The sequence below is a fragment of the Vibrio sp. Evd11 genome (assembly GCF_900382755.1).
Taxonomy (GTDB): Bacteria; Pseudomonadota; Gammaproteobacteria; order Enterobacterales; family Vibrionaceae; genus Vibrio; species Vibrio lentus.
This window is the reverse complement of record NZ_OSDX01000002.1, coordinates 40,146-63,703: the sequence shown is the minus strand read 5'-3', so window position 1 is coordinate 63,703 and position 23,558 is coordinate 40,146. Positions and strand designations below refer to the sequence as shown.

Annotated in this window: 21 protein-coding genes; 16 read left to right on the top strand and 5 right to left on the bottom strand. The window is 44.7% G+C overall.

The window, feature by feature from the left end; translation table 11 throughout:
* The first annotated feature begins 132 nt into the window (after window positions 1–132).
* A complete protein-coding gene (gene yaaA, locus ED652_RS01100) occupies window positions 133–909 on the top strand; it encodes a peroxide stress protein YaaA (RefSeq protein WP_122053236.1) in 777 nt (258 codons plus the stop codon).
* 151 nt (window positions 910–1,060) lie between these two features.
* Here the strand turns inward: yaaA and srmB are convergent, their stop codons facing one another.
* Both srmB and ED652_RS01090 read right to left on the bottom strand, forming a co-directional pair.
* Window positions 1,061–2,326: an ATP-dependent RNA helicase SrmB gene (gene srmB, locus ED652_RS01095; protein ID WP_009848422.1), complete on the bottom strand. Its 1,266-nt coding sequence runs from the start codon at window positions 2,324–2,326 to the stop codon at window positions 1,061–1,063.
* Between the two features lie 107 nt (window positions 2,327–2,433).
* Complete coding sequence (locus tag ED652_RS01090) at window positions 2,434–3,162, bottom strand: tRNA1(Val) (adenine(37)-N6)-methyltransferase (protein WP_122053235.1); 729 nt, start codon at window positions 3,160–3,162, stop codon at window positions 2,434–2,436.
* Window positions 3,163–3,476: 314 nt separating this feature from the next.
* On the opposite strand from ED652_RS01090, the gene brnQ reads away from it, so the two are divergent.
* A complete protein-coding gene (brnQ, locus tag ED652_RS01085) occupies window positions 3,477–4,790 on the top strand; it encodes a branched-chain amino acid transport system II carrier protein (RefSeq protein ID WP_017110546.1) in 1,314 nt (437 codons plus the stop codon).
* A gap of 154 nt (window positions 4,791–4,944) precedes the next feature.
* On the opposite strand, the gene fldB is transcribed toward brnQ, so the two are convergent.
* Window positions 4,945–5,466, bottom strand: coding sequence for a flavodoxin FldB (gene fldB / locus ED652_RS01080; RefSeq protein WP_004735008.1), 522 nt, complete (start codon window positions 5,464–5,466; stop codon window positions 4,945–4,947).
* Window positions 5,467–5,616: 150 nt separating this feature from the next.
* On the opposite strand from fldB, the gene xerD reads away from it, so the two are divergent.
* From xerD to ED652_RS01035, 9 genes are all read left to right on the top strand, one after another.
* Complete coding sequence (gene xerD, locus ED652_RS01075; protein ID WP_065105633.1) at window positions 5,617–6,531, top strand: site-specific tyrosine recombinase XerD; 915 nt, start codon at window positions 5,617–5,619, stop codon at window positions 6,529–6,531.
* Window positions 6,532–6,557: 26 nt separating this feature from the next.
* Entirely contained in the window at window positions 6,558–7,337 is a 780-nt protein-coding gene (locus ED652_RS01070) for a thioredoxin fold domain-containing protein (RefSeq protein ID WP_102299853.1), read from the top strand.
* Window positions 7,338–7,492: 155 nt separating this feature from the next.
* A complete protein-coding gene (recJ, locus tag ED652_RS01065; protein WP_102525965.1) occupies window positions 7,493–9,229 on the top strand; it encodes a single-stranded-DNA-specific exonuclease RecJ in 1,737 nt (578 codons plus the stop codon).
* A gap of 236 nt (window positions 9,230–9,465) precedes the next feature.
* Window positions 9,466–10,564 (top strand): peptide chain release factor 2 gene (gene prfB, locus ED652_RS01060; RefSeq protein ID WP_099167407.1). Its coding sequence is split into 2 segments (ribosomal slippage): window positions 9,466–9,540 and window positions 9,542–10,564, totalling 1,098 coding nucleotides; the frame shifts between segments, so codons are not numbered across the junction.
* 98 nt (window positions 10,565–10,662) lie between these two features.
* Window positions 10,663–12,195, top strand: coding sequence for a lysine--tRNA ligase (lysS, locus tag ED652_RS01055; protein WP_017110548.1), 1,533 nt, complete (start codon window positions 10,663–10,665; stop codon window positions 12,193–12,195).
* Window positions 12,196–12,468: 273 nt separating this feature from the next.
* Window positions 12,469–13,803: a cyclic-di-GMP-binding transcriptional regulator VpsR gene (gene vpsR / locus ED652_RS01050; RefSeq protein WP_122053234.1), complete on the top strand. Its 1,335-nt coding sequence runs from the start codon at window positions 12,469–12,471 to the stop codon at window positions 13,801–13,803.
* Between the two features lie 371 nt (window positions 13,804–14,174).
* Complete coding sequence (locus tag ED652_RS24080; protein ID WP_261383289.1) at window positions 14,175–14,297, top strand: hypothetical protein; 123 nt, start codon at window positions 14,175–14,177, stop codon at window positions 14,295–14,297.
* Window positions 14,298–14,406: 109 nt separating this feature from the next.
* The gene (locus tag ED652_RS01040; RefSeq protein WP_004735015.1) at window positions 14,407–14,658 is read left to right on the top strand and encodes a hypothetical protein; all 252 of its coding nucleotides are present in this window, start codon (window positions 14,407–14,409) and stop codon (window positions 14,656–14,658) included.
* A 214-nt stretch (window positions 14,659–14,872) separates the two neighbouring features.
* A complete protein-coding gene (locus ED652_RS01035) occupies window positions 14,873–15,184 on the top strand; it encodes a DUF6482 family protein (protein ID WP_122053233.1) in 312 nt (103 codons plus the stop codon).
* Between the two features lie 94 nt (window positions 15,185–15,278).
* Here ED652_RS01035 and mutH read toward each other — a convergent pair whose 3' ends face one another.
* A complete protein-coding gene (mutH, locus tag ED652_RS01030; protein WP_122053272.1) occupies window positions 15,279–15,944 on the bottom strand; it encodes a DNA mismatch repair endonuclease MutH in 666 nt (221 codons plus the stop codon).
* Window positions 15,945–16,560: 616 nt separating this feature from the next.
* Between mutH and rppH the strand changes: the two genes are divergently transcribed.
* The 5 genes from rppH to ED652_RS01005 all read left to right on the top strand — a co-directional run bounded on the left by rppH (window position 16,561) and on the right by ED652_RS01005 (window position 21,902).
* Complete coding sequence (gene rppH / locus ED652_RS01025) at window positions 16,561–17,079, top strand: RNA pyrophosphohydrolase (protein WP_009848435.1); 519 nt, start codon at window positions 16,561–16,563, stop codon at window positions 17,077–17,079.
* A gap of 2 nt (window positions 17,080–17,081) precedes the next feature.
* Window positions 17,082–19,331: a phosphoenolpyruvate--protein phosphotransferase gene (gene ptsP / locus ED652_RS01020; protein ID WP_122053232.1), complete on the top strand. Its 2,250-nt coding sequence runs from the start codon at window positions 17,082–17,084 to the stop codon at window positions 19,329–19,331.
* Window positions 19,332–19,339: 8 nt separating this feature from the next.
* Window positions 19,340–20,131, top strand: coding sequence for a sulfite exporter TauE/SafE family protein (locus tag ED652_RS01015; RefSeq protein ID WP_065105635.1), 792 nt, complete (start codon window positions 19,340–19,342; stop codon window positions 20,129–20,131).
* 88 nt (window positions 20,132–20,219) lie between these two features.
* On the top strand, window positions 20,220–21,041 hold the full coding sequence (gene lgt / locus ED652_RS01010) for a prolipoprotein diacylglyceryl transferase (protein WP_017106781.1): 822 nt from the start codon (window positions 20,220–20,222) through the stop codon (window positions 21,039–21,041).
* A 9-nt stretch (window positions 21,042–21,050) separates the two neighbouring features.
* Window positions 21,051–21,902: a thymidylate synthase gene (locus tag ED652_RS01005; protein WP_102472864.1), complete on the top strand. Its 852-nt coding sequence runs from the start codon at window positions 21,051–21,053 to the stop codon at window positions 21,900–21,902.
* 423 nt (window positions 21,903–22,325) lie between these two features.
* Here ED652_RS01005 and ED652_RS01000 read toward each other — a convergent pair whose 3' ends face one another.
* Window positions 22,326–23,471 (bottom strand): Na/Pi symporter, encoded by a 1,146-nt coding sequence (locus ED652_RS01000; RefSeq protein WP_017102996.1) that lies wholly within the window; start codon window positions 23,469–23,471, stop codon window positions 22,326–22,328.
* Window positions 23,472–23,558: the final 87 nt, after the last annotated feature.

The following is a 23,558-nucleotide window of genomic DNA, read 5'->3' as shown; positions in this document are numbered from 1 at the left end:
AAGCGATTCTTCTTTGCAACTGACTTATAGCTAGATCTGTCTATCAAAGTAATAGGAAGAGTCATAAAGACAAGTTGATGTTTTTTCTATACTCTAGCTGCATCCAGTTAGATAACCGATTAGGGTAAAGTTATGTTAGTTGTCGTTTCTCCAGCCAAGACATTAGATTACGAATCACCATTAGCGACTGAGCGCTTCAGCCTGCCAGAGTTTGTTGAACACTCTGCAGAACTTATTGAAGTGTGTCGTAAGCTGACACCTGCTGATGTATCAGCACTGATGAAGGTAAGCGATAAGATTGCTGGGCTGAACGTGGCGCGCTTTGAGCAATGGAGCGAGACCTTTACCCAAGAGAATGCTCGCCAAGCTATTTTGGCGTTCAAAGGTGACGTCTACACAGGCTTAGATGCTGAAACACTGTCGGACGATGATTTTGACTACGCACAGAATCACCTGCGCATGCTTTCTGGCCTATATGGGTTGTTGAAGCCATTGGATTTGATGCAGCCTTACCGCCTAGAGATGGGCACACGCTTAGCTAATGAGCGTGGCACTAACTTGTACCAGTTCTGGGGCAATATCATCACAGACAAGCTGAATGAAGCGTTGAATGCTCAAGGCGATAATGTGTTGATCAACTTAGCATCGAACGAATACTTTAAAGCGGTGAAGCCGAAGAGCCTTGATGGTCAAATCATCACGCCAGTTTTTAAAGACTGCAAGAATGGCCAGTACAAGGTGATCAGCTTTTACGCGAAGAAAGCGCGTGGCATGATGGCTCGCTACATCATTGAGAACAAAATCGATTCAGTGGAAGCGCTGACCAAGTTTGATACTGCGGGTTACTACTTCGTTGAAGAAGAGTCGAACGCGAAAGAGTTAGTCTTCAAGCGTGAAGAGCAAAACTAACAGTCCTTGGCTAATTAGTTACTCTCGGTTTGAGTTTGAGACCGAGTTATTTAGCCTGATAACAGGCCAGACAATAATAAGCTAGACAAAGAAAAGCCCCATGCAGATAACTGCATGGGGCTTTTTATTGAATCATTGAAAGGCGTCGAGATTACTTGTTCTTAACAGCTTTCTTTTTCTTAGCGATTTTCTTTTTCTTAGCAATTTTTTGCTTCGCTACCGCTTTCTTATCTTCTTTCTTCGGTTTCTTCTTCTTCGTTACCGCGGCTTTCTTATGCGTAGGGCGCATGCCTTCGATGAAGCGCTCTTTGATCGCATCTTCAGTGTAACGAGCCACACGTTCAATCATTAGTTGATCGTGCGCTTCAATGATAGAAACCGCGTTACCTTTCTTACCTGCACGAGCCGTACGGCCGATACGGTGTAGGTAGACATCTGCTGTACGCGGCATGTCGTAGTTAATAACGTGGCTTACATCTGGAAGGTCGATACCACGAGCTGCGACGTCAGTTGCCAGCAGTACGTTGATAGAACCATCGCGGAAACGAGAAATTGCGTTGTTACGACGATCTTGAGGCATTTCACCTTGGATCCATACACACGGGATCTGTGCACTTTCTAATTGAGCTCGTAGGTCACCTAGGCGGTCACGAGTCTTTAAGAAGATGATGCTGCGTTCAGCTTGCTCTGTGATGATATGTTTTAGGATATCAAGCTTGTGCTTAGCTGAATCGGCGCGGTGATACCATTGAGTGATCTTCTTACGTTCACGCAGTGATGATTTAGCATCGATCTCTGCTGGGTTTTTCAGAAGATCTTCAGTGAAACCTTCAATACCTTTACCTTCTAGCGTTGCTGAGAACAGTAAAGTTTGTTTACGCCAGCGACACTCTGCAGACAGACGGTCAACAACAGGGCCAAAGCCCATGTCTAGCATACGGTCAGCTTCATCGAGAACTAACCATTCAATCGCACGGCAGTCAAAACGCTCGCCTTCAATGTATTCCATTAAACGACCAGGTGTTGCGACTACGATATCTTGAGTTGTACTTAAGATATCTGCGTGCTCTTGGTACATCACACCGCCCGTGATCGTGAAGATGTTCAGGCTGGTGTATTTAGCAAGCTCACGTGCTTGTTCGGTGATCTGCATTGCTAGCTCACGCGTTGGCGTCAGGATAAGCATACGTGCAGGGCCAGATTTCTTACGTGGGAAATCCAGTAGGTATTGCAGTGCTGGCAATACAAATGATGCTGTTTTACCAGTACCTGTTGGCGCAGAAGCCAAAACGTCTCTTCCATCTAACGCTTGTGGGATTGCTTCAGCTTGTATCTGTGTAGGGCGTTCGTAGCCCATTTCGTCAATTGCTTTAAGCAGCTCTTGGTTTAGATCGAGTTCTGCAAAGGTTCTGATCACTGTTGTTTCTCCACAAGCAATAAATGTTTCTGCCTCAAAAAGCAGACGATAAAAAAGAGTAGTCGGACATTATAGAAGCATTAGTGATTAGGATCACATGGTATTTGCTACATCTTGAGATAAAAATCTTTAGTAAGAGCAATAAATGCCTCGCTATAACCGCCATCGTGATGGATCGTAAGCGATTCACGCTGCAAATCTTGCTCGCAAGCAGGATCTTTAGACAATTCAAATAAGACTCGAAGTGCCGGTTTTCTGTTTGTTGTTTTCACATCAAGGCGCTTTGCTAGGTACCAACCACATTGTTGGGCAAGCTTGATGAAGCCTTCTCCTTCGGGCGTCGGCAGTATAAAACTGGCAGTGGCGGCATCAGTCGTTATCTCGAAACATCGCTCAGCAAGTTGCAGATGATCCAAGCTGTCGGTGTGTCTCGCGGTTGCTCTTTGGCTTTGCTGCGCCTGCTCTCCAGAGTTGAAGTAGGGCGGGTTACAAATTATTGCATCAAATCGTTGCGAGAAATCCGTGGTTAGCACACTGCCATGATGAAGGGAGATGCGATCTTGCCATGGTGACTGCTTAATATTGACTGTTGCTGCGTCAATGGCGTGCTGATCAATATCGATCGCTGAGATAGAGCTGTCTTCAAAACGTTGTGCAGCCATTAAGGCTAATAGCCCAGTTCCAGTGCCAATGTCGAGTATGGTTTCTTTATGAGCAAGATTTGCCCACGCGCCAAGTAACACGCCATCGGTACTAACAGGCATGCCACTTTGTCCTCCGTAAATAGAGAATTTTTTGAAATTGAAGCTTTTGGTTTCTGTTTTTTTGTCTTTCATGAATGTTCTGGATATCGATATATTTTAAGTGATTAGCTCTAATGTTAATTAATTGTATGGCTCAATGTTCTATTTGAGAATTTATTGTTGTTAATTATGGTTAGTTTATAATTATGGCAATATTTCCATATCTAGTGGAATCCACTGCTTTTGGTTCTCAAATGCAAATTTATATGGTGTTTTTTTGTGGTGACTTGCAGCTAGCTAAGTGTTTCGTCATTATGCGCGACTATTTTATAGATTGATTGGCAGCTTCTAGCTGTAACATTCATGTAAGCACAACATAAATTCATAAATATAATTAAGGATTATCTGTGAAACAGAGTCTAAAACTAACAGATATAATGGCATTGGGCTTTATGCTTTTTGCGTTTTTCTTGGGTGCGGGTAACATCATCTTCCCACCTCTTGCTGGCCAATTGGCTGGTGACCACTTTCTTCCAGCGATGTCTGGTTTCCTGCTGACCGCCGTTGGTCTGCCGTTAATCACAATCGTCGCAGTTGCAGTGGCGGGTGGCTCTTGGGGTCATCTAACTAAAGATCTTCCAAAGCAAGCTGCTACCATCATGGCTGTGCTGATCTTTATCATCATCGGTCCTGCATTTGCTGCACCACGTACCGGTCTTGTTGCTTATGAGATGGCGGTGAAACCGTTCTTCATCGATGCCTCTCAAGCTCACCTAACTCTCTTTTCGATTGCATTTTTTGTGGTAGCGATGTTCTTCTCATGGTCGCAAGGTAAGCTTATCGACGTGATTGGTAAGGTACTAACACCTGCATTATTCGTTGGTTTGGTTGTACTTGCGATTGCTGTATTCGTTAATCCTCAAGGCGATATTCTTGCGGCTCACGGTGAGTACATCACTCAGCCAATGACTAAAGGTTTCCTTGAAGGCTACAACACCATGGATACTTTTGCTTCTTTGATGTTTGGTATGCTGATTGTTGACGCGATTCGTAGCAAGGGTATTACAGACCGTGCAGCGACGACTAAGTATCTGATCAGCGCAGGTTGCATTGCAGCAGCTGGTCTAGCGTTTGTTTACATCTCTCTGTTCTTCCTAGGCGCAACAAGTGCAACAGTTGCTGCGGGTGCGGACAATGGCGGCGCTATCTTAAGCCTTTACGTTCAATCGTTGTTTGGTCCTTCTGGTCAGCTAGTGCTTTCTGTGATCGTACTATTGGCATGTCTAACAACGGCGATTGGCCTTGTATCAGCATGTTCTGATTACTTCAGCTCGCTAACGCCTCTGTCTTACAAGACTTGGGTAATCATTAACGGTGTAGCTTGTGCAACCGTAGCGAACGTTGGTCTTTCTCAACTGATTTCTCTGTCTGTGCCAGTATTGTTTGCGCTTTACCCGGTCGCTATCGCTCTAGTCGCACTGACGTTCTTGCGTAGCCGTTTCCCGAATCCAAAAGCGGCTTACCGCGTAGTGGTATTGGTATCGTTGATGTTTGCTCTAATTGATGGCGCTAAAGTAGCGGGTGTCGATGTGTCTGCACTTAAGATGCTGCCATTGTTCGAGATTGGTATGGGTTGGTTGCTTCCAACTGCTGCTGCAATCATCTGTATGTTCTTTGTTGGTAAATCAACAGAACAAGAGATGGCGGAAGAGACTGTTTAATCTTCCGTTGAGATTAAATCGTTAGTCCGAATTCAATATAAAGTTGAATAGAAAAGGCCTCATTACTTCGCAGTAATGAGGCCTTTTTGTATTCTGTTGTTTCGGAGCGTTCGATTCGGTTTAAACTTAGAACTTAGAACTTAGAACTTAGAACTTAAAGCTTTTCGCTGTACTCGACCAGTACTTGTTCAACCCAAGTTGCGATACGTTCGTCGCTGAGTTCGTACTGAGAATCTTCATCCAGAGCTAAACCAACAAACTGAGATTTGTCTTCTGTTAATGCTTTAGATGCTTCGAATTCGTAGCTGTCATCGTTTGGCCAGAAGCCGACAAACTCAGCGCCTGCGGTTTTCAGTTCATCATGCAATAGTCCCATCGCATCTAAGAACCACTCACCGTAGCCTTCTTGATCGCCTAGACCAAATAGAGCCACAACCTTGCCTTTCATTGGCGTGGTTGCGATGTCTTCCCACAACTCATTCCAATCTTCTTGAATTTCACCGAAATCCCACGTTGAAATACCAAGCAGTAAAAGGTCGTAGTCCGCCATAAAAGAAAGAGGGGTTTCTTTCACGTTATGGATATCAACTAGGTCTTCACCAATAATGCCGCGAATTTTCTCTGCTGCCATTTCGGTATAGCAGGTGGTTGAGCCGTAAAATAATCCAATTTTCATAGCAAACGTTCGATTTTAATTTCAGATGGCGAATTCTAACCATAAATCGACTTCGATTGCAGCGATTATCCGCTCAAGTCGTAATTTTTATGGCATTCATATTTGCTCTGACATACTCTCAAAACAGTTTCCAATATTGTGAGTAACACTATGCAGTCGCCTCAAGGGCAGAGCGCAGACCACGGTCTCGTTGAGCAGTTTTTAGATGCTATGTGGATGGAGAGAGGGTTATCAGAGAATACACTCGTCTCTTATCGTACGGATTTATCCAAACTACTGACGTGGATGGAAAAGCATAATTATCGCCTCGATTTTATTAGTCTGTCAGGGCTACAAGACTATCAAGGTTGGTTAGCCGACGCCGATTTCAAGCAGACATCTCGTGCTCGTATGTTGTCTGCCATTCGTCGTTTGTTCCAATATTTACATCGCGAGAAAGTAAGAGCAGACGATCCTAGTGCGCTGTTGATCAGCCCGAAACTGCCGAAGCGCTTACCGAAAGATTTAAGTGAAGAGCAAGTGGATTCGTTGCTTGAAGCGCCAGATCCAAACGACCCCATTGAGCTTCGCGATAAAGCGATGCTTGAGTTACTCTATGCAACTGGACTTCGTGTGACTGAGCTCGTTAGCCTGACCATGGAAAACATCAGTCTAAGGCAAGGTGTGGTGCGTGTGATCGGTAAAGGTGGCAAAGAGCGCTTGGTGCCAATGGGCGAAAATGCGGTCGACTGGATAGAGACATTTATCGAGCAAGGTCGCCCACAATTGTTGGGTGATAATAGTTCGGATGTGGTTTTTCCGAGTAAACGAGCGAAGCAAATGACCCGTCAAACGTTCTGGTATCGTATCAAGCATTATTCGGTGATAGCGGGTATCGACACGGAATTATTGTCGCCACACGTATTAAGGCATGCTTTTGCAACGCATTTACTGAACTATGGCGCAGATCTCAGGGTCGTACAGATGTTGCTTGGGCATAGTGACTTATCGACAACCCAAATTTATACTCACGTGGCGACTGAAAGGCTGAAGCAAATTCACGCTCAGCATCACCCACGTGCTTAAATCCATTTATTTTTAAGGTGAACTTAATGAGCGTATTACGCCGTCTTCCTCTATTAGCGCTTCCTCTCATGATTACTGCATGTAATGCATCAGAAGCGAAAGTAGAACAAACGTCAACAGCCGTAGAAGTTGCTTCAGCACAAGCTGTTGATACAGCTGCGTTAACAAAGCGCTTTGAAAAAATCGGTATTAAGGTAGAGAAGATTGTTCCTTCAGATATCGATGGCCTGTTAGAAATTCAAACCAACAGCGGCATTATCTTTTCTTCTCCAAAGGGCGATCACTTTCTAGCGGGCACTCTTTACTCTTTGGATGACAACGGTAAGTTCAGCGACGTATTGGCCGAGCGTCAAGCTCCGCTTAATGCTGAAAAGGTCGCGGCATTGTCAGATACGGTTATCGAATATAAAGCCGATAATGAAAAGTACGTTGTGACGGTGTTTACTGACATTACGTGTGGCTACTGTGTTCGTCTACACAGCCAAATGCAAGGCTATAACGATCTGGGGATTACCGTTCGTTACATGGCTTACCCTCGCCAAGGTGCGACCGGACAAGTTGCCGACCAAATGGCAGCCATTTGGGCTTCTGACGATCCAAAAGCAGCGATGCACAGTGCGAAAGCAGAACGTAAAATGCCAGCAGCGGGCACAGACCTTAGCGAGCAGAAGCAAATCATAGCGAAGCAGTATCAACTAGGCCGTGAGCTTGGTATTAATGGTACACCTGCTATCGTGCTAGCAAGTGGTGAGTTGGTGAGTGGTTACTTACCGCCTGCTCAACTTCTTCAGCGTTTAGAGCAGTAAGCTTTATTCCGAGCAAATCAGTTTGGTTTAGAACGCATGATTTGTTCAGAGCGATGAGGCTCGTTGAAAGTTATCTAACCTCGTCGCTCGTTGTTTTAATTCCCCCACGTTTTTGATTTAAGGAGTGGCCTGATTGATATCGGGCCCATTTTTATATGATAGAGATTCAACGCCGCCCTGAGGTCGATACTTCAGTTTTACCTGCTCACTTACCTGACTTGTTAAAGCGTATTTATGTGAGTCGCGGAATCGACAGTGCTGAGCAACTGGAGACGGCTGCGAAAGGCTTACACTCCTATCAAAAACTGGGCGGTATCGATGCTGCGGTAGAACTGCTTTTCAATGCGATTAAGCTTCAAAAGCGCATTATCGTTGTCGGTGATTTTGATGCCGATGGTGCGACGAGTTCCGCTTTGTCGGTATTGGCACTGCGCATGCTGGGCAGTTCTAATGTCGATTACTTAGTACCAAACCGCTTTGAAGATGGCTACGGCTTGAGCCCAGAGGTTGTTGAACAAGCGATTGAGATTGGTGCCGAAGTGATCATGACCGTGGACAACGGTGTCTCTTCGATTGACGGTGTTCGCTTCGCTAAAGAGCAAGGCCTTGATGTGTTGGTTACTGATCATCACTTACCGGGTAATGAACTGCCAATCGCTGATGCGATGGTGAACCCCAACCTAGAAAGCTGTGCATTTCCTTCAAAAGCACTAGCGGGTGTGGGTGTGGCGTTTTACCTGATGATGGCGCTGTGTGTTCATATGCGTAAATTGGGTTGGTTCGCACAACATGGCATGACAGAACCTAAGTTGATGGAACTGATCGATTTGGTTGCGTTAGGTACCGTTGCCGATGTGGTACCACTCGATGAAAATAACCGTATTTTGGTTCATCAAGGTTTGCAGCGTATCCGTGCAGGCAAAGCGCGCCCGGGTATTCAGGCCTTGATTGAAATTGCTAAGCGAGACGCTAAGCGTTTGGTCGCTTCGGATTTTGGTTTTGCACTTGGCCCACGTATCAATGCTGCAGGCCGATTGGATGATATGTCGTTTGGTGTTGAGTTGTTGATGAGCAATAACATTCATGCCGCGCGCCGAATGGCCAGCGAGTTAGATGGCTTGAACCAAACACGTAAAGAGATTGAAGAGGGCATGAAACAAGAGGCGATGGCTTTTTGTGAGCGCCTTGAGTTCGGTAAAGACGACTTGCCTTCCGGCTTAGCCCTGTTCCAACGTGATTGGCACCAAGGTGTGATTGGTATTTTGGCTTCGCGTATCAAAGATAAATACCACCGCCCAGTGATCGCATTCGCTGATGGTGGGGAAGGCAGTATCAAAGGTTCATGTCGCTCGATTCCGGGTTTGCACATGCGCGATGCACTTGACCGAATCGATACTCAAAACCCAGGCTTGATCTTGAAATTTGGTGGCCATGCGATGGCGGCCGGTTTGACCATTATGGAAAAAGATTTCGAGCGATTCAGCAAGATGTTTGATGACGTTGTGCGCAAAGAGCTCGGTGAGACAGCGCTGAAGGGCATCATCTTGTCTGATGGTGAACTGTTACCAGAAGAGTTCTCAATGTACACCGCTGAAACATTGCGTTCTGGTGGTCCTTGGGGACAAGCGTTCCCTGAACCGATCTTCGACGGTGAGTTCAAAGTACTGCATCAAAAGTTGGTGGGTGAGAAACACCTTAAATTGATGCTAGAACCTTTATACAAAGGCCATCCAACTAATGTAATGATCGATGGTATTGCCTTCAACGTTGATTTACGTCGCTGGCCTGATGCGTCCGTGAAAACGGTGAATCTCGCATTTAAGCTGGATATCAACGAGTTTCGTGGCAACCAATCTTTGCAGTTGATGATTGATCATATTGAAGCCAAATAGCGTTATCATTCATTAAATGATGTTCACCATTTAGCCCCAAATTCAACAAGCTCTGTTCAAAAACAGGGCTTGTTTTCTTTCTTTCCCTTATAAATCCTACGTCTTTTTCAGCCTGTCAAATTTATATCCCACTAAGTTATTGAATCTTGGCTTTCCACTCTAAAAAATTCTGTATCTCCGTCACACTTTTGAGTACAATTCTTCGGTTAAATTCTACTCATAAATGATGAGCTAAAATGTTTGAAATCAATCCTATTAAAAACCGTCTGCAGGATGTGTCTGAACGCACAAATATCCTGAGGGGGTATCTTTGACTATGACGCTAAGAAAGAGCGTCTAGAAGAAGTAAACGCAGAATTAGAACAACCGGATGTATGGAACGAACCTGAGCGTGCACAAGCGCTAGGTAAAGAACGTTCTGCATTGGAAGCGGTAGTAGAAACAATCGATTTACTTGACCAAGGTGTTGAGGATGTTGAAGGTCTATTAGAGCTTGCGGTTGAAGAAGAAGACCAAGAAACGTTTGACGAAATTGAACCAGAACTGGCTGAGCTAGAAGCTAAGCTAGAAAAACTGGAATTCCGTCGTATGTTTGCTGGCGATCACGACGCATCAGATTGCTACATCGATTTACAGTCAGGCTCGGGCGGTACAGAAGCTCAAGACTGGACTTCAATGATGTTGCGCATGTACTTACGTTGGGCAGATTCGAAAGGCTTCAAGACTGAAGTTATCGAAGTGTCTGATGGTGATGTTGCTGGCCTTAAAGGCGCAACGGTACGTATTTCTGGCGAATACGCTTATGGTTGGTTACGTACAGAGACTGGTGTTCACCGTTTGGTTCGTAAGTCACCATTTGATTCAAGTGGCCGTCGTCATACTTCATTTGCATCTGCGTTTATCTACCCAGAGATTGATGACAACATTACGATCGACATTAATCCTTCTGACTTACGTATTGACGTATACCGTGCCTCTGGCGCTGGTGGTCAGCACGTAAACACCACTGAATCGGCGGTACGTATTACTCACGTTCCAACCAACACAGTGGTTCAATGTCAGAATGACCGTTCGCAGCATAAGAACAAAGATCAAGCGATGAAGCAGCTACGTGCTAAGCTTTTTGAACTTGAGATTCAAAAACAAAATGCTGAAAAACAAGCGAGCGAAGAAACGAAATCAGACATCGGTTGGGGCAGTCAAATCCGCTCTTACGTACTGGATGATTCTCGTATCAAAGATTTGCGCACCGGCATCGAAAACCGTAACACTCAAGCGGTTCTTGACGGTGACTTAGACAAGTTTATTGAAGCTAGCCTGAAATCAGGTCTGTAAGCTTTACCAACTATTAAGCTTTACCAATAATATTGGTAAAAATGCCTATATTTGAAAAAATATAGCTGTCCAAATTATAAAAGCAGGGTACATCTCTAATGACTGATGCTGTTCAAAACGAAAACGCACAAGAAGCTTCTTCACCTGAAGAGAACAAACTAATCGCTGAGCGCCGCAGCAAGCTGGATCACATCCGCCTGAACTGCAAAGCTAACGGTCACCCAAATGACTTCCGTCGTGAGCACCTAGCTGGCGACCTTCAAGCGGAATTCGGTGAGAAGACTAAGGAAGAGCTAGAAGAGCTTAACCACATCGTTGCGATCGCTGGTCGTATTATGGCGAAGCGTGGTCCATTCCTTGCGATTCAAGAAACTTCTGGTCGTATCCAAGCATACGCAGCGAAAGACGTTCAAAAAGTACTAAAAGAGAAGTACCAAGGCCTAGATATCGGTGACATCATCGGTGTTAAAGGTGCGCTTCACAAGTCTGGTAAAGGCGACCTTTACGTGAACATGGAAGAGTTTGAATTGCTAACGAAAGCACTTCGTCCTCTGCCAGAGAAGTTCCACGGTCTAACTGACCAAGAAATGCGTTACCGTCAGCGTTACGTTGACCTAATCGTGAACGAAGACTCTCGTAACACATTCATCGTGCGTTCTAAGCTTGTGTCTTCAATCCGTAACTTCATGAGCTCCAAAGGCTACCTAGAAGTTGAAACGCCAATGATGCACGTGATCCCAGGTGGTGCAACAGCACGTCCATTCATCACTCATCACAACGCACTAGACATCGACATGTACCTACGTGTTGCACCTGAGCTTTACCTTAAGCGTCTAGTAGTTGGTGGTTTTGACCGTGTATTCGAGATCAACCGTAACTTCCGTAACGAAGGTCTTTCTCCACGTCACAACCCAGAATTCACAATGATGGAATTCTACCAAGCGTACTCTGACTACAAAGATCTAATGGATCTAACGGAAGAGATGCTAAGCACAGCAGCGATGGACGTTCTTGGTTCTACTTCTATGCCTTACGGTGACGAAACCGTTGAGTTCGGTGGCACTTACGCTCGCATGAGCATGTTCGATGCAATCAAACACTACACACCTGAAAATGCAAACATTCAAGCTCTGACTGAAGATGATCTTCAGAACAGAGAATTGATGGTTAAAATTGCAGAAGAAGTGGGTCTGTACGTTGAGAAGTTCTGGACATGTGGTCAGCTTCTTGAAGAGATCTTTGGTGAAACGGCTGAGCCTCAGCTAATTCAACCAACGTTCATCACGGGTTACCCAGCGGACATCTCTCCACTGGCTCGTCGTAGCGACAGCAACCCATTCTTCACAGACCGCTTTGAGTTCTTTATCGGTGGCCGTGAAGTAGCGAACGGTTTCTCTGAGCTTAACGATGCACAAGACCAAGACGAGCGTTTCAAAGCACAAGTTAACGCAAAAGACGCGGGTGATGACGAAGCTATGTACTACGATGCAGACTACATTACTGCACTAGAGCACGGCCTACCGCCAACAGCGGGTCAAGGTATTGGTATCGATCGCCTAGCGATGCTATTTACTAACACGCACACAATCCGTGACGTGATCTTGTTCCCGGCAATGCGTCCTCAAGCGTAATTTTCGCTGACAGGCTGTAACAGCCGATTCAATTTAAAAGCCACCTTCGGGTGGCTTTTTCTGTTTATAAGTGTCCAAAACCTTGCCTGTACCGCACTCTTGATTCGAAAAATCATTATTTCTGACATAGTCTTACTATTGAGACAAAAAATCTAAGATAGTCTCACTACTATACGTCTCTGCGCTGAATATGATCTCGCGGCATTTTTGTCGAACGATGAAGCAGTGACTCGTATTAGCCTGATTTAAATAAAAATAGAATAAGGAAGAAGGATGGGAACTCAATTTAAGATGGATTCCTTACCAGGTTCTCTTATCGTCGTTGGTGGTGCGTACGAACCCTGGTTATCTGTATTAGAACAAGTGGGTTGGCAGTGTACCCAGTGTGCAGATTTACGAAAAGCCGATGCATTGATTGCCGACATAGGCCCATGCATTGGCATTGTGGACCTTAGCCATGATGAGTTCAGCCTAAATGGCATTGCAAACTTGGTGAGTAACAATAAGCAGGTTAGATGGCTCGCCTTTATCCGTGAATCGCAATTAAGCTCCGATACTATTTGCCAGTTTATCGTTAACTTCTGTATCGACTTTTTCACGGCGCCCATTCCAGATGCACAGCTACTGAGTACCATAGGTCACCAGCTTGGGATGCTTAAGCTTGAGCAGAAAGTATGGCCAAACTACGGCATTAACAACAATATGGGCTTGTTGGGCGACTCGGTGGCAGTAAAGCGCCTAAGAGACCAAGTAAAGCGTATTGGGCCGACAGATGTCAGTATCTTAATTTATGGCGAGAGTGGGGCAGGCAAAGAGACGATTGCACGCTCTATTCATCAAAACTCTTCGCGCGCGCAAAAGCCATTTTTAACAGTCAATTGCCGAGCTCTGTCTGAGATGAGAATTGAGTCTGAAGTCTTCGGCATTTCAGCCCTATCTGATGTTGCCCCCTGTATGTTGGAAGAGGCGGACGGTGGCACGATATTACTCAATGATGTGTTGGCGATGCCCCGCAATCAACAGTTGAATCTGTTGCGCTTCTTGCAAGAAGGCAAGGTAGAGACGGAGACTGGATCGAAATCGGTGGATGTTCGTATTCTGGCGGCTAACTCTTCTGATATTGAAAAGGCATTGATTAAGGGTGACTTCAATGAAGAGCTTTACCACTACATCAATGTTCTACGAATTCAGGTTCCGAGCTTAAAAGAGCGGGTTAGTGATATCTCAGTGTTGGCCAATCATTTCTTACGTCAGTATTCGAAAGAGTTTAATGCTCAAGCCAAGAGTTTCTCTGACGAAGCGCTTCGATCGATGAATCGTTATCACTGGCCGGGCAATGTCCGTGAGCTGATGAACCAAATCAAACGCGTGGTGTTGATGTCGGACTCGGTGATCATTGAAGATCATCAACTGGATTTACCTAAGCAAAATGATGAGCGCCGTAGCCTCAAAAGTATCCGTGAGCGTTCAGAGCGAGATGCGTTGCTGATTGTTCTGGAATCTTATGGTGGTCAAGTATCGTTGGCTGCTAAGGAACTTGGAGTTTCGCGCGCAACCATGTACCGATTGCTGAACAAACATAGCCTTATTTCTGAAGGTGTTGTTTAGAACTCTCAATGAATCGATTTTATCCGGTTAGTGTCAATCTAAGAGCCACGCATGATGCGTGGCTTTTTTGTTACCCACCGCTACAACTTCCAGTTGGCAGTTGCTGGCTGATAGATTGAGCTATTGGACGCTTGGTCGTTAAGAGAGATGTTCTGTGATTTTATATAATCATAGTGAATATGTTATATATAAAGTGATATGCAACTGATATTTTGGGTGAATCATTTGTTTTGAAATTGTTAATCAATTATCGGTTGAATAATATACACACTTGGTTAGACTTTAACCGTGAAAGCAATGGTTTAACAAAGACTTATTTGCTTTTATTATCTCATTTCTTTTTGGATTTTTTAGTTAGTTTGGAGGCGCAAATGAAACATTTCGATTTTATACAGCATATTTGCGCGTCGTTTGATCCGTGTACTGACATGGTGACTGTTATGTCACAAGCATCAGCCATGGCCGATCGAAACACCCAAGATAAACCTAACTAATAGATCCGTACCCTTATTTGGCTGCGGAAAAATAGCAGCTAAGTGAGAAGCCCTCATACTATCTAGAACGCTATTTTTCCTCAGTTTATTCCACAACTGGAGAGTTATTATGCGTCACTCAGTATATTTAAAACTAGCAACAGTCCTTATCCGTGCAGACCTTCGTCGTGAAGAGCGTGAATGGCAACGAAAAGTTCGTCGTAGTTCATATGATCTACCATGGAACAATACCCACTTATTGAGAGATATTGGCCTTGAAGCCGATGGTCGACCAATTGGTTTTTCTGAGCCTGAAGTTGTCACGATTGAGCGCCGAGTTCGTCATCTTCGTCGAGTCTTAAGCGCGCGAATACCGACGTAATCTTGTGGGGTGATAGCGCCTTTCACCCCTTAAGATAAACATCAGCGATAGTTATGGCGTCGAAAGCACAAGCTTTTGAACTAGATCTGGCCAAAAAAGAGAAGCACTTGCTTCTCTTTTTTGCTTTTTTAAGCCGTTATGTATGATTTTTTAAGTCGTTATCTAGTAAAGGAAAAGAGTTCTACTAAGCTTTATGTAGCAATGGAGGCAGGCTATGCAAAAGCATCAATTAGACATGTGGTTACATGGAAAGCATAAAGACTCTTATCAAACACCTAAAGTGTACGTTATTGGCTGTTCCGATATCTCGGAATATCTATTGGCGGTAGAATATAAACACAAGTTGGAACCCGTTAAGCAAGACGGAGAACCGCTTCACTTTGGATCCTTGGATCAAGTGAAAGAGGAGTTGCTCCGGCTCGGCTTTGAAAAGGCCTACCTTCGCTTGCACAACGCGTATGATGAGTTTGGTAATGAACCCAACCAAAGCTACTGCGATATAGAGCTAGCTCTAAAGCCGCATTAGAACGTCCCTGTAACACACGACAACCAATGTCATCCATTGCGTTAGTCATTGGCGAAGCAAGTATTAATCGCTAGGCACAGTGGCTGTGAGCTATTTATGCGTAGTGTGTTGTGAGCAAGTTATGGGTGAACTGGGTTCGTAGGTAGAAACCACGAGGTTTGGTCTTGATAGGCTTTCCACTCGCACCATACGCTTCTGTTAATACTCGGCTGTTTGCTGCTTTCGGTCGCAAATGCAATGCTTCTCCGTGCCTTGCTGTGATCTGCTCAACATTGCCTAACACGATTAACTCCATCAGTTCTTCCCAATCCCTTTTTAAGATCTCGTCTTCCGCTGGGGTTGGCGTCCAGAGTAAAGGGGATCCGACATGTCTTTCTGCAAGCGGGATCTCTCGTTCACCTTCAACGGGGATCCACAACACTTTAGAGAGCTTGTTTCGGACGTGACTGGTTTCCCATGTTAATCCTTGTATTCCCATTAAGGGGGCGACACAGACAAAGGTTGTTTCTAAAGGCTTGCCAGAATAACCAATAGGAATACTTTTTAGTTCGATCCCTAACTTAGCAAAATCTTGCTCTGGCTTACTGCCTGCCGCTGCACCCAAATGCCATTCTAATAGTTGCCCAACCCAGCCTTTATCGCGCTTAAGATCGTTTGGCATGATCATCTCAGCTTCATCTGCGAGCTCTTTGAATGTCATTCCGGCGATAGCATACGCTCTGTCTAAGAGCTCTTGTTGTGTTTGTGGTTCTGGTTTCATAATAAAAGGCATGATCAAAAAAATGATTTTATCAGAAGTTATCACCAAATGCCGACTGGTTAAGAAATGATCTCATTGCTATAAAAGGGATCAAACTCATGGTTATCCACAGGTCATGAAGGTAATTAATTGAAATATTAATTTAGTGTATAAATAAACAGGGGTTTATGGTGGATAAAATGCTTGCTAAATGGGGTTCAAAATGAATCTTTGACCCACCAGTGTGGATAAGCAGCGGAGTGGTTGATCTTTAACCATGTTTGATTTTGAAAAGATCTTTTGGTTTTTGAAGATTGTTTATTTTATGATTTTGTTTTTAAGTTATTGATTTTTATGTGTTTTTTATTGTTAATGGCGAGGGGCTACTTTAGGTGTTGATGAATGTATGGATTAAAAAAAACGATTGCGGGTAATTCTTCACATAGTTATTCACAGAAAAGGTGAATAAATGTGGTCTATGTCTCACTCTTATGTGGGTAACTAAGATTTGAGCAAAACTTATCCATATTCTTAGTTAATAGTCATAAATATAGCGCTTGTCACGTCACTAAGTTTGCTCCAATTGGGGATATGTGGAAAAATCAGTGTAATTAAAAATTTAGATAGAGGTTGGCCAGTGATAGATGGCGATGGTTACCGATTAAATGTTGGTATTGTAATCTGTAACAACCATGGTCAGGTCTTCTGGGCTAAACGATACGGGCAACATTCATGGCAATTCCCTCAAGGGGGAATAGATGAAGGTGAAACTCCGGAACAGGCAATGTACCGCGAGTTGTATGAAGAGGTTGGCCTTACAAAAAAGGATGTAAAAATCGTCGCGACAAGTCGTCATTGGTTACGCTATAAGCTACCCAAACGACTGGTTCGGTGGGATTCGAAACCTGTCTGTATTGGACAAAAACAGAAGTGGTTTCTTTTGCGCTTAGATTGCGATGAATCGCATATCAATATGCAGCGTGGAAGTACACCTGAGTTTGATGGTTGGCGTTGGGTGAGTTACTGGTACCCAGTTCGACAAGTTGTTTCTTTCAAGCGAGATGTTTACCGTCGAGCAATGAAAGAATTCGCATCTTTAGCAATGCCGTTTAAAGAGCGAAAAACAAAAGGAAAACGCAAATTGCGTAGAGGTTAAGCATGCTCAGCCAACTAAGGGAAATAGTTGAACACGTATCAAGAGTTGAAGATGTGTCGACGGCTCTTGATATTTTGGTGAAAGAGACATGCAGTGCGATGCAGACAGAGTGCTGCACCGTGTATCTAGCGAATAATGATATGCAGCGCCTTGAGTTGATGGCAACTCAAGGCCTGATCTTTGAAGGGAATAGTATTCAGATTGGTTTTGACGAAGGCTTAGTTGGCCTTGTCAAAAGAAGTGCTGAGCCTATTAACCTTGCTCAGGCATCTGCTCACCCAGCTTATAAGTTTTTTCCAGAACTAGGAGAAAGTGTTTATCACTCTTTTCTAGGCACTCCGATTATCCATCGCAAGCAAGTGCTTGGTGTTTTGGTTATTCAACAGAAATCCCCTCGTTTATTCAGTGAAATGGAAGAGTCTTTCCTTGTCACTCTCTCTGCTCAACTTGCGGTTATTGTGGCGCATGCCCAAACTCAAGGCCATTGGCTTCTTGAGCAACAGAAGCTACCTGTGACCAAGGGTATTGCTGCGTCATCGGGCGTTGCGATCGGTGATTTATGGTGGGACAACACCCAACCTGAATTAACCGATGTTTATCCAGCATCGACGCTCAATGTTGAAAGAGAGCATGAGTTGTTGGCTGTTGCCGTCGAAAATGCCCTCAATGACTTTAAGCGCATGCGAAAGCGTTTAGACAGTGAAATCAATAAAGACGCGTTGGCGATCTTTGATCTGTTTACTCACTTACTCAACGATCCGATGTTGCGTAAGGATCTAAAGAGTCAAATCCAGAAAGGCGATAAAGCCGATTGGGCATTGAGACAGGTTGTTGAGAGTTACTCGAATCGCTTTGCCCGTATGTCTGATGTCTACCTTCGAGAGAGGGCGCAAGACATTCGCGAGTTGGGTCAAAGGCTGCTGTATTTCCTTCACAACTCAGAGCACGAACTGCGTACTCTAGATAAACCGATTATCTTGGTGGTACGTGAGTTAACGGCTTCTGTCTTAGCGTCTATTCCGAAAGAGAAGTTATTAGCTGTCGTTTCTTTGGAAGGGGCGGCGAACTCGCACGCGGCTATTTTATCTCGCGCATTAGGCATCCCTTCGGTAATGGGGGTAAATCTCAACCTAGCTCAAGCCAATGGCAAACAAGCGATTGTCGATGGTTACAGCGGTGAGATCTTTATTGAGCCGACTCAGAGCCTACTGAGCGAGTACCAAGGGCTAATTCTAGAAGAGAGTGAACTCTCCTCTATGGTTAACCGAGAATTATACTTACCTGCAAAAACCCAAGATGACCGACAGGTCGAGATCTTGCTTAATGCGGGCTTAAGTGCCGACACCAATATTGCGATCAACCAAGGGGTGGATGGCGTAGGCCTGTATCGAACAGAAATCTCTTTCTTGTTACAACAAAGGTTCCCGTCAGAAGACGAACAGTTCAAGCAGTATCGCTCTGTGCTCGCGAGTTACCCTGAGAAACAAGTTGTGATGCGAACTTTGGATATTGGTGGCGATAAGGCGTTACCTTACTTCCCAATAGAAGAAGACAATCCATTTCTTGGCTGGCGTGGCATTCGTTTTACCCTTGATCATCCCGACATCTTTATTATCCAATTGCGTGCGATGTTACGTGCGAGTTGTGATAGCCAGAACTTGAGTATCTTGTTGCCGATGATCTCTAGCACTCAAGAACTGGATGATACTGTTCAACTCATCGAGCAAGCCTATGACGAAGTGCACGAGCTTGATAACCGAGTGCGTATGCCACGCATTGGTATCATGATCGAAGTACCATCAATGCTTTACCTTCTTCCGCTTATTGCGGATAAAGTTGATTTCGTTTCGGTGGGCACCAATGACTTAACTCAATATTTATTGGCGGTTGACCGGAACAATTCCCGCGTCTCTGATGTCTATGAATCCATGCACCCTGCAGTGATCATGGCATTGAAACACATCCATGATACTTGTAAGCAATATCAATTGCCTGTGTGTATATGTGGAGAGCTCGCGGGTGATCCAATGGGCGCATTGCTCTTGATTGGGTTAGGGTATGAGACGTTAAGTATGAATACCTCAAATGTCGCAAGGACTAAGTATTTGATTCGTCAATCTAAGCTTAGTGAACTGCAAGATTTGGCAAATGAGGCGCTATCAAAACCGTATGGAAGTGACATCTATAGTATGATGCTCAACTATTTCGAAGAGCGTGAATTTACAGGCTTCATTCGAGCGGGTAAAAAATAGGATTTAACGTGTCATACGAACTCATTGGCTTGTTGGCAGGCCTTGGTGCTGTTGTTGGTGTTTTAGCGGGTTTGCTGGGCATTGGTGGTGGTTTGCTGGTGGTTCCAGCCTTGCTGTTTTTGCTTCCTAAAGCGGGTATTCCTCAAGAGTTTGCAATGCAGATGGCGTTAGCGACTTCGTTATCAACCATTATTGTTACCTCCGGATCTTCTGCGATTAATCACCTAAAGCTAGGCAACGTCGAGATCTTTGTTGTGAAGTGGCTGATGCCTGGAGTAGTGGTCGGTGGCTTCCTAGGTTCTTTCATCGCAGACGTTATTCCCGCGCAATATTTGCCGAAGGTATTTGGTGTGATTGTCTTGGTATTGGCATTGCAAATGCTGCTATCCATTCGTTCAACAAGCCAAAAAGTAATGCCTAGTTCGGCAAAGACGATGATGTATGGTGGCGGAATTGGAGTGGTATCGAGCTTAGCGGGTATCGGTGGAGGGTCTCTATCTGTGCCTTTCCTGAATCATCACGGTGTGGAAATGCGCAAAGCCGTAGGTTCATCTTCAGTATGCGGCTGTGTCATTGCGATTTCAGGGATGCTGGGATTCATTTGGCATGGTTCATCAGTTAACGATTTACCCGCTTTCAGTTTAGGCTACGTGTATCTACCCGCTTTGGTTGCGATATCTTGCACCTCAGTGTTGACCACTCGAATTGGCGCTAAGTTGGCGACTCAACTGCCAACGCCAGTGTTGAAAAAATTCTTTGCGGTATTTTTAATGTTTATAGCATCAATGATGCTGCTGTAGTGTATTTCTCCGTTGGTTGTTTTTCTGAGTTACTTAATTTCAGTGAAGCAGTTAACCCATTGTTTATTATTTAGATAGAGAGCCAAGTATGTCTCAGGGTTTTATCGAATTCCCAAATATCGATCCTGTTCTTATTGAACTAGGACCAATCTCAGTTCGTTGGTATGGCCTAATGTACCTGGTCGGTTTTATGTTCGCGCTTTGGTTAGCAAATCGCCGAGCTGATCAACCTGGTAGCGGTTGGACTCGAGAGCAAGTGTCAGATTTACTGTTTGCTGGCTTTCTAGGTGTGGTGCTTGGTGGCCGTATTGGCTACGTAATTTTCTACAACTTTGACCTATTCCTCGCAGATCCTCTTTACCTCTTTAAGGTATGGACTGGCGGTATGTCTTTCCACGGTGGTTTGCTTGGTGTTATCACTGCGATGTTCTGGTATGCCAAAAAGAACGGTCGAACCTTCTTTGGTGTCGCAGACATGATTGCACCATTGGTGCCATTTGGTTTAGGTATGGGACGTATGGGTAACTTCATGAACAGCGAGCTTTGGGGCCGTGTGACTGATGTTCCATGGGCGATCGTGTTCCCTAATGGTGGTCCACTTCCTCGCCACCCATCTCAGCTTTATGAAATGGCGCTTGAAGGTATTGTGCTGTTCTTCATCTTGAACTGGTTCATCAAAAAGCCGCGTCCTCTAGGTTCTGTATCAGGGTTATTCCTAGCAGGATATGGTACATTCCGCTTCCTAGTTGAATACGTACGTGAACCTGATGCTCAACTTGGCTTGTTCGGTGGGTTTATCTCGATGGGACAAATCCTATCACTGCCAATGGTTATTGTCGGTGCGCTGATGATGGTTTGGGCATACAAGCGTGGTCACTACAAAGACGAATTACCACAACAAACGAAGTAAGGAATTGGTGTGAAACAGTATTTAGATCTCTGTCAGCGTATCGTTGATGACGGTACTTGGATTGAAAATGAACGCACAGGCAAGCGCTGCCTAACCGTGATCAATGCTGACCTTGAATATGATGTTGGTAATAACCAATTCCCACTGGTAACAACGCGTAAAAGCTTTTGGAAAGCGGCAGTTGCTGAACTGCTTGGCTATATCCGTGGTTACGATAATGCTGAAGATTTTCGCAAGCTAGGAACTAAAACTTGGGATGCGAATTCGAACCTGAACGAAGCATGGCTGAATAACCCTTATCGCAAGGGTGAAGATGACATGGGCCGTGTTTACGGCGTTCAAGGACGTGCATGGGCGAAACCTGATGGCGGTCATATCGACCAACTGAAGAAGATTGTTGATGATTTAGCTAACGGTATTGATGACCGTGGCGAGATCTTAAATTTCTACAACCCAGGCGAGTTCCACATGGGTTGTTTGCGTCCGTGTATGTACAGCCACCACTTCTCTCTGCTTGGTGACACTCTGTACCTAAACAGTACTCAGCGCTCTTGTGACGTCCCACTAGGTTTGAATTTCAATATGGTTCAAGTGTATGTGTTCCTCGCTATCATGGCGCAGATCACCGGCAAGAAAGCGGGTGTGGCTTATCACAAGCTTGTTAACGCTCATATCTATGAAGATCAACTTGCACCAATGCGTGATGTTCAGTTGAAGCGTGAGCCTTTAGCTGGCCCAACATTCCATATCAATCCTGAAATTAAGTCTCTAGAAGATCTGGAAACGTGGGTAACGATGGATGACTTCTGGGTTGAAGGTTACGAATGCCACGAAGCGATTAAGTACCCGTTCTCGGTGTAACCTAACCTAACCTAATCTAATCTGCTTTGACTGATTGAAAGGCTGCCTCTGTGCAGCCTTTTTTGTATCCAAGGGAGCAGTGACGAGTAAACGGGATGCGAGATACGAAGGTTAAAAGCAAACTTCATTCCCTAGACTTATGAAGGAAGGAGTCGGAAATCTCTGGGGATTGTGAGGCGTTTAGATTCCCTATCACGCTGTAGGGAATGACAGTTTTTAGGTGCTAGATGCGAGTAAACGAAGAGCGTGTTTAGATTTGAGTCAGTGATATACGAAATATCAAACGCAGGTAATGAGAAGGAGTTGTTTTCGTTACTCGTTCACTCGAATCCCGCATCTTTTTTGCTTCTCTCATCTGCTCTAAAAAGAAAAAGCCCGCAACCTAGGTTGCGGGCTTTGCTATAAGCGATGTTTGTTTTGCTATTAAGCAGTCAGTGCTAACACGCTACCAGGCAGTACAAGGAATACCGCAACAAGATAACCAGCCACTACAGCTTTGTTTTTCACTGCCATGTCTGAAATGATATCAGCTGCTTTCACTGGCAGTTCACGTAGGAACGGAATACCAAAGATGAATACTGTTGCCATGATGTTGAACACCAAGTGTACTAGAGCAATTTGTAGTGCGAATACTGCGAACTCACCAGATACTGCTGTCGCTGCTAATAGCGCGGTAATACACGTACCGATGTTTGCACCCAAAGTGAATGGGTAAACGTCACGTACTTTAAGAACACCTGAACCAACTAGTGGAACCATCAAGCTTGTTGTCGTTGAAGAAGACTGAACAAGGATAGTAACGATAGAGCCAGAAGCGATACCGTGGATAGGACCACGACCGATTGCATTCTTTAGAATCTCACGAGCACGGCCAACCATTAGGCTCTTCATTAGCTTACCCATTACCGTGATAGCTACGAAGATAGTCGCGATACCTAGAACGATAAGCATAACCCCACCAACAGTGTCGCCAAACGTTGATAGTGGTTCTTTAATCGCACTTACAACAGGCTTAGTGATTGGCTTGATGAAGTTAAGACCACCCATGCTCATATCACCTGTTGCTAGCATCGGTGATACTAACCAGTGAGAAATTTTCTCTAGAATACCAAACGCCATCTCTAGTGGTAGGAAGATAGCAACGGCTAATAGGTTAAAGAAGTCGTGAATCGTCGCACTTGCGAATGCACGTTTGAATTCATCTTTACAACGAACATGACCAAGGCTAACTAGCGTATTGGTTACCGTAGTACCAATATTCGCACCCATGATCATAGGGATTGCTAGCTCAACAGGTAAACCACCGGCCACAAGGCCAACGATAATTGAAGTAACTGTACTTGATGATTGAATAAGTGCTGTAGCCACTAAACCAATCATTAAGCCTGCAACTGGGTGTGAAGCAAATTCGAAAAGAACCTTTGCTTGCTCGCCTGTTGCCCATTTGAAGCCTGTACCAACCATTGAAACTGAAAGTAATAGTAGGTAAAGCATGAATGCCAAGTTAGCCCAGCGTAGCCAACGAGTTGTGCTCGAGATAGGCGCTGCTGCAGTAGTAGCTTGGTTCATAATGTTTTCTCCATTGGACCGTTTAAGTCTGTGTTTGGTCTGTTTGTTTAATCTGAGCGTGATGTTAGAGAACAAATATTTCAGTAA

What these genes read in the sequence shown, in the direction of transcription:
- yaaA (WP_122053236.1), top strand. Translation starts at nt 133, where the DNA reads ATGTTAGTTGTCGTTTCTCCAGCCAAGACATTAGATTACGAATCACCA.
- vpsR (WP_122053234.1), top strand. Translation starts at nt 12,469, where the DNA reads ATGGGAACTCAATTTAAGATGGATTCCTTACCAGGTTCTCTTATCGTC.
- lysS (WP_017110548.1), top strand. Translation starts at nt 10,663, where the DNA reads ATGACTGATGCTGTTCAAAACGAAAACGCACAAGAAGCTTCTTCACCT.
- ED652_RS01000 (WP_017102996.1), bottom strand. Translation starts at nt 23,471, where the DNA reads ATGAACCAAGCTACTACTGCAGCAGCGCCTATCTCGAGCACAACTCGT.
- ED652_RS01070 (WP_102299853.1), top strand. Translation starts at nt 6,558, where the DNA reads ATGAGCGTATTACGCCGTCTTCCTCTATTAGCGCTTCCTCTCATGATT.
- fldB (WP_004735008.1), bottom strand. Translation starts at nt 5,466, where the DNA reads ATGAAAATTGGATTATTTTACGGCTCAACCACCTGCTATACCGAAATG.
- ED652_RS01090 (WP_122053235.1), bottom strand. Translation starts at nt 3,162, where the DNA reads ATGAAAGACAAAAAAACAGAAACCAAAAGCTTCAATTTCAAAAAATTC.
- ED652_RS24080 (WP_261383289.1), top strand. Translation starts at nt 14,175, where the DNA reads ATGAAACATTTCGATTTTATACAGCATATTTGCGCGTCGTTTGATCCG.
- xerD (WP_065105633.1), top strand. Translation starts at nt 5,617, where the DNA reads ATGCAGTCGCCTCAAGGGCAGAGCGCAGACCACGGTCTCGTTGAGCAG.
- ED652_RS01035 (WP_122053233.1), top strand. Translation starts at nt 14,873, where the DNA reads ATGCAAAAGCATCAATTAGACATGTGGTTACATGGAAAGCATAAAGAC.
- lgt (WP_017106781.1), top strand. Translation starts at nt 20,220, where the DNA reads ATGTCTCAGGGTTTTATCGAATTCCCAAATATCGATCCTGTTCTTATT.
- ptsP (WP_122053232.1), top strand. Translation starts at nt 17,082, where the DNA reads ATGCTCAGCCAACTAAGGGAAATAGTTGAACACGTATCAAGAGTTGAA.
- recJ (WP_102525965.1), top strand. Translation starts at nt 7,493, where the DNA reads ATGATAGAGATTCAACGCCGCCCTGAGGTCGATACTTCAGTTTTACCT.
- mutH (WP_122053272.1), bottom strand. Translation starts at nt 15,944, where the DNA reads ATGAAACCAGAACCACAAACACAACAAGAGCTCTTAGACAGAGCGTAT.
- ED652_RS01040 (WP_004735015.1), top strand. Translation starts at nt 14,407, where the DNA reads ATGCGTCACTCAGTATATTTAAAACTAGCAACAGTCCTTATCCGTGCA.